The sequence below is a fragment of the Streptomyces sp. NPDC002156 genome, assembly GCF_053593675.1.
Window position 1 is genome coordinate 1 of record NZ_JBSFDA010000287.1, and the last position, 7,574, is coordinate 7,574.

5 protein-coding genes, 3 tRNA genes and 1 pseudogene are annotated in these 7,574 nt (G+C 68.6%); 4 read left to right on the forward strand and 5 right to left on the reverse strand.

What is annotated here, in order from left to right; all coding sequences use genetic code 11:
- Positions 1-100: 100 nt before the first annotated feature.
- From ACWCRB_RS48040 to ACWCRB_RS48055, 4 genes are all read right to left on the reverse strand, one after another.
- Positions 101-2,035, reverse strand: coding sequence for an ABC transporter ATP-binding protein (locus ACWCRB_RS48040; protein ID WP_451002105.1), 1,935 nt, complete (start codon positions 2,033-2,035; stop codon positions 101-103).
- A complete protein-coding gene (locus ACWCRB_RS48045) occupies positions 2,035-3,768 on the reverse strand; it encodes an ABC transporter ATP-binding protein (RefSeq protein WP_451002106.1) in 1,734 nt (577 codons plus the stop codon). Before ACWCRB_RS48045 ends, ACWCRB_RS48040 begins: the two co-directional genes overlap by 1 nt.
- A 152-nt stretch (positions 3,769-3,920) precedes the next feature.
- A complete protein-coding gene (locus ACWCRB_RS48050) occupies positions 3,921-5,381 on the reverse strand; it encodes an FGGY family carbohydrate kinase (RefSeq protein WP_451002107.1) in 1,461 nt (486 codons plus the stop codon).
- A 156-nt stretch (positions 5,382-5,537) separates the two neighbouring features.
- Complete coding sequence (locus ACWCRB_RS48055) at positions 5,538-5,843, reverse strand: YtxH domain-containing protein (protein ID WP_369034774.1); 306 nt, start codon at positions 5,841-5,843, stop codon at positions 5,538-5,540.
- 208 nt (positions 5,844-6,051) lie between these two features.
- Here ACWCRB_RS48055 and ACWCRB_RS48060 point away from each other — a divergent pair.
- The 3 genes from ACWCRB_RS48060 to ACWCRB_RS48070 all read left to right on the forward strand — a co-directional run bounded on the left by ACWCRB_RS48060 (position 6,052) and on the right by ACWCRB_RS48070 (position 6,444).
- Positions 6,052-6,124: transfer RNA gene (locus tag ACWCRB_RS48060), tRNA-Asn, on the forward strand.
- Between the two features lie 6 nt (positions 6,125-6,130).
- Positions 6,131-6,203: transfer RNA gene (locus tag ACWCRB_RS48065), tRNA-Asn, on the forward strand.
- A 167-nt stretch (positions 6,204-6,370) separates the two neighbouring features.
- A tRNA-Ile gene (locus ACWCRB_RS48070) sits at positions 6,371-6,444 on the forward strand.
- A gap of 359 nt (positions 6,445-6,803) precedes the next feature.
- On the opposite strand, the pseudogene ACWCRB_RS48075 reads toward ACWCRB_RS48070, so the two are convergent.
- A pseudogene (locus tag ACWCRB_RS48075) lies at positions 6,804-7,037 on the reverse strand (PIN domain nuclease); the annotation flags it as partial.
- 38 nt (positions 7,038-7,075) lie between these two features.
- Here ACWCRB_RS48075 and ACWCRB_RS48080 point away from each other — a divergent pair.
- Positions 7,076-7,441, forward strand: coding sequence for an acyl-CoA-like ligand-binding transcription factor (locus ACWCRB_RS48080; RefSeq protein WP_451002108.1), 366 nt, complete (start codon positions 7,076-7,078; stop codon positions 7,439-7,441).
- Positions 7,442-7,574 lie beyond the last annotated feature (133 nt).

Genomic DNA, 7,574 nt, shown 5'->3' on the forward strand with positions numbered 1-7,574 from the left:
GGACAAGGCCCGTTCAGGGCCGGAGCGGGGGTCTGCCGTCGCAGCCCCCAGGGATGGGACGGGTAGGGGCGGCGGGGGCGAAGAAACAACCCCCGACCCCCTAATCCACCTCAGCCACCGCCTCCGCGAACTGCGCCTTGTACAGCCGCGCATAAGCCCCGTCCGCCCCCAACAACTCCCCGTGCGCCCCCTGCTCCACGATCGCCCCGTTCTCCATCACCAGAATCGTGTCCGCATCCCGAATCGTCGACAGCCGATGCGCGATCACGAACGATGTCCGCCCATGGGCGAGTTTCGCCATCGCCTTCTGGATGAGGACCTCCGTCCGCGTGTCCACCGAACTCGTCGCCTCGTCCAGCACCAGGATCACCGGATCCGACAGGAACGCTCGCGCGATAGTGATCAACTGCTTCTCACCCGCGCTCACCCCCGTCCCCTCGTCGTCGATCACGGTGTCGTACCCGTCCGGCAACGTCCGGATGAACCGATCCGCGTGCGCCGCCCGCGCCGCCTCCTCGATCTCCCCGCGCGTCACCTCACGCTCCCGCGCGGCCCCGTACGCGATGTTCTCCGCGATGGTCCCGCCGAACAGCCAGGTGTCCTGGAGCACCATCCCTATCCCGGCCCGGAGTTCCTCCCGGGACATGGCCGCGATGTCCACCCCGTCGAGGGTGATCCGGCCGCCGGACACCTCGTAGAACCGCATCAGCAGGTTCACCAAGGTCGTCTTCCCGGCCCCCGTAGGCCCGACGATCGCCACCGTGTGCCCCGGCTCCACCGCCAGCGACAGATCCTCGATCAGCGGCTTCTCCGGGTCGTACCGGAACGACACATGCTCCAGCGAGACCAGCCCCCGCAGCTCCTCCGGCCGCACCCCCGGCACCGGATCGGCCTGCTGCTCCTCCGCGTCCAGCAGCTCGAAGACCCGCTCGGCCGAGGCCACCCCGGACTGCACCAGGTTCGCCATCGACGCGACCTGCGTCAGCGGCATCGAGAACTGGCGCGAATACTGAATAAAAGCCTGCACATCGCCGATCGACAACGCGCCCGAAGCGACCCGCAACCCACCCACCACGGCCACCAGCACGTAGTTGAGGTTCGACACGAAGAACATCAGCGGCTGCATGACCCCGCTGTTGAACTGCGCCTTGAACCCCGCCTCGTACAGCGCGTCGTTCTGCTCGGCGAACTGCTGCGCCGACTCGTCCTGGCGTCCGAACACCTTCACCAGGGTGTGCCCGGTGTACATCTCCTCGATGTGGGCGTTCAGCTTGCCGGTGGTCCGCCACTGCTGCACGAAGTGCGGCTGCGACCGCTTGCCGATGCGCGTGGCGACGTAGAACGACAGCGGTACGGTCACCAGCGCGACCAGTGCCAGCAGCCACGACACCCAGAACATCATCGCCAGTACGCCGACGATCGTCAGCAGTGAGTTGATGAGCTGGCCCAGCGACTGCTGGAGCGTCTGCCCGATGTTGTCGATGTCGTTCGTCGCCCGCGACAGCACCTCACCGCGCTGGCGTTTGTCGAAGTACGACAGCGGCAGCCGCGACAGTTTCGCCTGGAGGTCCTCGCGCATCCGGGACACGGTCCGGTTGACCGCCCGGTTCACCAGCCGGGTGGCCACCAGCATCAGCAACCCGGAGAAGAGGAAGACGACGAGGGCCAGCCCCAGCACCTCACCCACCGCACCGAAGTCGATGCCCTTGCCCGGCGTGAAGTCCGTACCGGAGAGCATGTCGGCCGCGCCGCCCTCGCCGCGTTCCCGCATCCCGGCGAGAACCTCGGCCTTCGTACTCCCGCTGTCGAACTGCCGTCCGATGATGCCGGCGAAGACCAGGTCGGTCGCCCGCCCCAGGATCTTCGGGCCCACCACCGACAGGCCCACGCTCACGAACACCGCGAGCAGCATCACGTACATCGTGGCCCGTTCGGGCCTGAACTGGGCGAGGAGTCGTTTGCCCGACTCCTTGAAGTCCAGTGAGTGGTGGTCGGGTCCGGTGCCCGCCATCATGCGCCCCATGGGCCCGGCCATCAGGCAGCCTCCGCTTCCGTGAGCTGGGACAGGACGATCTCGCGGTAGGTCTCGTTGTCCGCCATCAGCTCGTGGTGGCGGCCGGTGCCGACGACCAGGCCCTCGTCGAGGACGATGATCCGGTCGGCCTCCCTGATCGTGGACACCCGCTGGGCGACGATCACGACGGTCGCCTCGGCGGTCTCGCGCGCGAGAGCCGTCCGCAGGGCCGCGTCCGTGGCGTAGTCGAGCGCGGAGAAGGAGTCGTCGAAGAGGTAGATCTCGGGCCGCTGGACCAGGGTTCGGGCGATGGCGAGCCGTTGTCGCTGGCCGCCCGACACGTTCGTACCGCCCTGGGCGATCGGCGCGTCGAGCCGGCCCTCCAGCCGCTCGACGAACCCCTTGCCCTGCGCCACCTCCAGTGCGCGCCACAGATCCTCGTCCGTGGCGTCCGGATTCCCGTACCGCAGGTTGGTCGCCACGGTCCCCGCGAACAGATACGGCTTCTGCGGCACCAGCCCCACCGTCCGCGCCAGCAGCCTCGGCTCCACGGTGGCCACGTCCACGCCGTCGACGAGCACCTCCCCGTCGGTGGCGTCGAACAACCGTGGTACGAGCCCCAACAGCGTCGACTTCCCACTCCCCGTGGACCCGATCACCGCGGTCACCTCACCGGGCCGCGCCACCAGGTCGACGGACCTCAGCACCGGCTCCTCGGCGCCCGGGTAGCGGAACCCGGCCCCCCGGATCTCCAGATGCCCGTGCCGCCGCAGCTCGACGACGGGGCTGGTGGGCGGCACCACACTGGACGACGTACCGAGAACCTCCTGGATGCGTTCGGCGCACACCTCCGCGCGCGGCACCATCATGAACATGAAGGTGGCCATCATCACGGACATGACGATCTGCATCAGATAGGCGAGGAACGCGGTTAGCGCCCCGATCTCCATCTCACCGCTGTCGATGCGATGCGCACCGAACCACACCACCGCGATGGACGAGATGTTGACGACGGTCATGACGATCGGGAACATCAGCGCGAGCAGCCGCCCGGTGCCCAGCGACACCTCGGTCAGCTCGGCGTTCGCCTTCCGGAACCGGTCCTTCTCGTACTCGTCCCGAACGAAGGCCCGGATCACCCGGTTGCCGGTGATCTGCTCGCGCAGCACCCGGTTGACGGTGTCGAGCCGCACCTGCATCGACCGGAACATCGGCCGCAGCCGCCGCACGATCAACGTCACACAGATGCCCAGCACCGGTACGACGGCGATCAGCACGCCCGACAGCGGCACATCCAGGCCCAGCGCGAGCACGATGCCGCCGACGCACATGATCGGCGCCGACGCCATCAGCGTGAACGTCATCAGCGCGAGCATCTGCACCTGCTGGACGTCATTGGTCGTACGGGTGATCAGCGAGGGCGCGCCGAACTGCCCGACCTCGCGCGCCGAGAACGACTGCACCCGGTCGAAGACGGCCGCGCGCACGTCCCGGCCGAGCGCCGAGGCCGTACGGGCGCCGTAGTACACGGCACCGATGTTGCAGACGACCTGCACCAGCGAGATGCCGATCATCAGGGAGCCGAGGGTCAGGATGTGGCCCGTGTCGCCCTTCACCACACCGTCGTCGATGATGTCCGCGTTGAGCGTGGGCAGATAGAGGGTGGCGCAGGTCTGCAGGAGCTGGAGCAGCACGAGCAGGCCGATGGGTTTCTTGTACGGCTGTAGGTAAGTGCGGAGAAGTCGTATGAGCACGCTGAATCTCTCGGAGTCGGCGGTTTGTCCGTGACGGACGATGGGGAGTGCCCCACGCCCCCATCGTCGAACACTCCACCCGTGTTACTTCAACCGATTAATCCAACAGCGGACCAAGAATCCGACCGCGCCGCGGCTTCCCCTGGGGTCGTTCAGCTACGAAACGCCCCGGGATGGGTCTGCTCCCGCACGGACACGTACTGCTGCCGCACCGCCTGCCCCACCGCCAGCTCCTCACCCGGCTCCAGCACCTGCGCGGTGGCCCCCTGCCAGGCCGGCGGGGTACGCGGGTCGAGCGTCCCCTGCGTCACCCCGAGCGCCCAGGCGGCCTGCCGCGCGGCACCGATGGCCGCGTAGTCGGCGGGCTGCGGTACGACGACCTGCGCCCCGAACAGCATCGGCGCCGCGGCCTGTACGGCGGGCAACTCGGCGGCGGACCCGAGCAGGAAGACACGCTGTACGTCCACCCCCCGCCCCCGCAGCACATCCAAGGCATCCGCGAGCCCGCACAGCATCCCCTCGAAGGCGGCCCGCGCCAGATGCTCGGCCTTCATGGACTCCCGCCGCAGCCCGGCGAGCGTCCCGGCGGTGTGCGGCAGACTCGGCGTCCGCTCACCTTCCAGATAGGGCAGCATGACGAGCCCATGGGCGCCGGGAGTCGACTTCATGGCGAGGTCGGAGAGACTCTCCAGATCACTCAACCCCAGCAACTCGGCGGTCCCCCGCAGAGTCCGTACGGCGTTGAGCGTCGTGACGACAGGCAGATGCAGCCCGGTCGCGTCGGCCAGCGAGGTGATCATCCCGGTCGAGTCGAAGAGCGCCTCGGGGTGTACGGCCATCACGGACCCGGAGGCCCCGAGCGACACCACGACATCCCCGAGCCCGAGGCCGAGCCCGAAGGCGGCGGCCATGGTCTCCCCGGTCCCGGCGGAGATCAGCAGCCCCTCGGGCGTCGTACCGGCGGCATCGGAGGGTCCGAGCACCTCGGGCAGCATCGCCTGACGCCCGAGCGCGAGTTCGACGAGATCACCGCGATAGGTCCCCATGGCGGCGGACCAGTACCCGGTTCCCGAGGCCCCACCCCGGTCGGTGGTCCTCCGCACAGGCCGCCCGAGCAGCTGCCACACCAGCCAGTCGTGCGCCTGCATGAGGACGGCGGTCCGCTGGGCGGCCTCCGGCTCGTTCCGTGCCAGCCAGCGCAGCTTGGTCACCGGCTGCGCGGCCTGCGGCACACACCCCACGGCCTGCGCCCAAGCCTCCCGTCCACCGAGCGCGTCGATCAGATCGGCGGCGGCGACCTGCGCGCGCTTGTCCCCGCCGACCATCGCCGGCCGGACGGTGTTGCCCTGCGCGTCGACCGGCACGAGCGCGTTCTGCTGCGCGGACACACCGATGCACTGCACGCCTTCGAGCAGCCCGCCCCCGGCGGCCTCACCGAGGGAGAGCAGCCACGCCTGCGGATCGACATCGGACGGCCGCCCGCCGCTCCCACCCTCGGCGCCTTCCATCGGATGCGGCGCATAGCCCTGCCGCAGCACGGACCCCGTGTCCGCGTCGCAGACGACGATACGAGTGAAATCGGGCGAACTGTCCAACCCGGCGACTATCCCCATGGCGAAAATTCTGCCGTACGCGGAGAGGTGAACGCGCCGGGTCGCCGTTCCGTTAGGGACAAGCTGTGCGTTGTCGGTGTCCAGGGGGCGTGTGGATACGCCAGATGTGGCGATGCCGACACCCTCGACACCCCAGACACCCCCGCCCCGGGTGGCTCAGGTGTTACTGGTGCCCCAGTCGTCCTCGCCACCTCCCGTGGCGTTGCGCTCACGCAGGGAGCGCACCCGGTCGGCCACGGAGTCGGGCACCCGGTCGCCGACCTTCTCGCTCACGGTGTGGAACGCCTTGCCGGCGAACTCCCGCCCCTGCAGCGCGGCCGACTCGGCGGTGTTGCGGACGGCCGGGTTCTGCGCGAACTGACGGGCGGATTTCTTCAACTGCTCGTAGCGCTCGCGCCCGGCCCGTGTGCCCAGCACGTAACCCAGGGCGAGTCCGGCGACGAACGTGAGCCGGTAGCGCATGACGGCCACCTTTCCTTGACGAGTGTCGAGTGAGGCGAGTGAGACCAGTAGCTGACGAGTGGGACGAGGGGCTGAAGACGGGCGAGGGGTGCACGGCGCGGGGAACCGATTGGCGGAGCACCCCCCTGCTTGCGCTAATGTATGTGTCGCAGCGAGCACACGCCCCCTGGCGAATACCCAGGGAGGTACGTTCGATGCAACGAGGCAATCCTCCGTAGCTCAATTGGCAGAGCAGCCGGCTGTTAACCGGCAGGTTACTGGTTCGAGTCCAGTCGGGGGAGCTTCGGTCTTCCGTAGCTCAATTGGCAGAGCAGCCGGCTGTTAACCGGCAGGTTACTGGTTCGAGTCCAGTCGGGAGAGCACCTGAACGAGGACCCCGTTGGGGTCCTTTTTCATGTCCGGGGGAACCGCGCGAGCCGCGTCAGGGTCCTCATGGTCATGCGAAGTCGACCATCCGAAGCAGGAGATCGTATGAGCGGCTATGCTGCGGCAGACGGCGCGCACAAATGTGCGCGACGCGCCGTAATGGGGCGGTAGCTCAGCCGGTTAGAGCAGCGGACTCATAATCCGTCGGCCGTGGGTTCGAGTCCCACCCGCCCCACCTCGGTGCCCCTTTGCAGGCTTCTGACCTGCGGAAACGTCTCAGCGGGGGTGCGGACTCAGGGTTTTGGGCCGCGGGGCTGAATCCGCTGCTCGTGAGTTCGACTCCGTTGCCATCAGTGTTAGTTGAGATCACTCTGACCTGCGCAGACGTATCAGCCCGCGGCTGGAGGATGGCGTCGTGGGTGGGCTGTGCGAGCGTCTGGACTTCGAATTCTGGACGCTGGCCGGACGCGAGGATTCGGAAGTGGTGTCGCCCTGGGGCCCCTGGGTGTCGGGAGACGGCCCAGGCCGCAGCTGACTGATCGCCAGGCGGCCGGGTCGGTCGGAAGCTCGGTGCCCGTCGGCACGGCGCGAGCTTTACTGCCTGAGGTCGATCGTGCGGACCGGCTGCCCTGTCGTGCGGGCGATGGTTTCGACGTCGCGGTCGTAGTGGAGCAGAGTGAGTCCCGCTTCTTCCGCGGCTGCGGCCACCAGGAGGTCCACCGGGCCCGCGCTGCGGTGTTCTCCCTTGGCGGTCAACCGTTCCTGGATGACGCGGGAGCGGCCGTAGACACCGTCGGGCATGGGGCACCAGGCGTAGTGGGCGTCGAGTCCGTCGTCGCCGAACAGCCACCCGAAGCCGGCCCCCCCTGGCGGCCGTCCAGCAGGCGATGCACGCGCTGACCGCCCGGTACCAGACGGAAGAGGCCCTGGCCATCGACCGGCTGATGCGCTCGACCGACGCCCTGCGGGCACGCAAGCAGGCCAACTACGAGCGTCAGGAACGCTCTCTGTACGCCGCTCTGGCCGAACGCTGGCCCGACCCCGCACGCCAGTCCGAACTCCGCCTCGTCGCCGTCGTCGGCATCGGTGTACTGCGCCTCGCCATCGAGAACTGGGGCCATGACGCGCACCGCGGTCCGCTCTCCGACCACCTGGACGTCGCCTTCGCGACTCTCCAGTCGGCCATGGCGCCGAACGAAGCGCCACCCTCCGACGGCCGCGTAAGTGAGTGACTCCGACCGGGGCAGCCGGCACCCACGGGCCGTCACCCTTGTCGCGGGCACTTGGACACTGCGTCGATCAGCTTGGCATGGGCCCCTGAAGCCGAAGGGTGCGGCGCCTTTTGCGTGAGCCTGACCCCCAGGC

What these genes read in the sequence shown, in the direction of transcription:
- ACWCRB_RS48040 (WP_451002105.1), bottom strand. Translation starts at nt 2,035, where the DNA reads ATGGCCGGGCCCATGGGGCGCATGATGGCGGGCACCGGACCCGACCAC.
- ACWCRB_RS48050 (WP_451002107.1), bottom strand. Translation starts at nt 5,381, where the DNA reads ATGGGGATAGTCGCCGGGTTGGACAGTTCGCCCGATTTCACTCGTATC.
- ACWCRB_RS48055 (WP_369034774.1), bottom strand. Translation starts at nt 5,843, where the DNA reads ATGCGCTACCGGCTCACGTTCGTCGCCGGACTCGCCCTGGGTTACGTG.